Below are 706 nucleotides of genomic sequence, written 5' to 3'. Positions count from 1 at the left end.
TACCTCCAATCCCTCCACCAATTCCGGCCGACTAAGCCATCACATGGTTTCACAGGGACTGGGCTCGGACGTTTTAGGCCTAAACCCAAAACACCTGGAAGCTTCCAGACATATCTTCTCTTCACAATGTATTCAGAACAGGCATCAGTCATCTCAGACGATGCAAACTTTTATTTCTTCAGAAGGATATTCCCGCGCTACACACCAAAACCGCGTTCCGCGATTGGTGGAGCTGAGCGGGATCGAACCGCTGACCCCCTGCTTGCAAAGCAGGTGCTCTCCCAGCTGAGCTACAGCCCCAACCATCGCAAACACCCGACAGCAAAACCGCCAGGGATCAGGTAAATTCAGCAAACCAATGGTGGGCCCGGGAAGACTTGAACTTCCGACCCCACGCTTATCAAGCGTGTGCTCTAACCAACTGAGCTACGGGCCCATCTTACCGAGCGTATCAAGCGTCCAATTGGACACCCATACAGGCTCAGCGAGCCGTCGCCGGTCGTCCGGCGCCCCCGCGGAGTGCAGCCCCAAAGGGGCAACAGCACGTGAGCGCAAACCAAAGGTTTATATCCTTCTTGAAGAAAGAGAAACGTGGACGGCGAACCTTGCCATACCAATCCGATTGCCGAAGCAATTCCGTGGCGTATTACGTTTCGATGGTCACCTGACTGGTGCCATCTATGTTCTAAAAAGCACGGGAAAGTTC

2 tRNA genes are annotated in these 706 nt (G+C 53.7%); both read right to left on the bottom strand.

What is annotated here, in order from left to right:
- Positions 1–224: 224 nt before the first annotated feature.
- Positions 225–300: transfer RNA gene (locus DOU54_RS16865), tRNA-Ala, on the bottom strand.
- A gap of 59 nt (positions 301–359) precedes the next feature.
- A tRNA-Ile gene (locus tag DOU54_RS16860) sits at positions 360–436 on the bottom strand.
- Positions 437–706 lie beyond the last annotated feature (270 nt).

This window comes from Agrobacterium sp. MS2 (assembly GCF_003261015.1).
GTDB classification, from domain to species: Bacteria; Pseudomonadota; Alphaproteobacteria; order Rhizobiales; family Rhizobiaceae; genus Agrobacterium; species Agrobacterium pusense.
The sequence above is the reverse complement of the archived record's forward strand: the minus strand, read 5'-3'. Positions and strand labels throughout refer to the sequence as shown.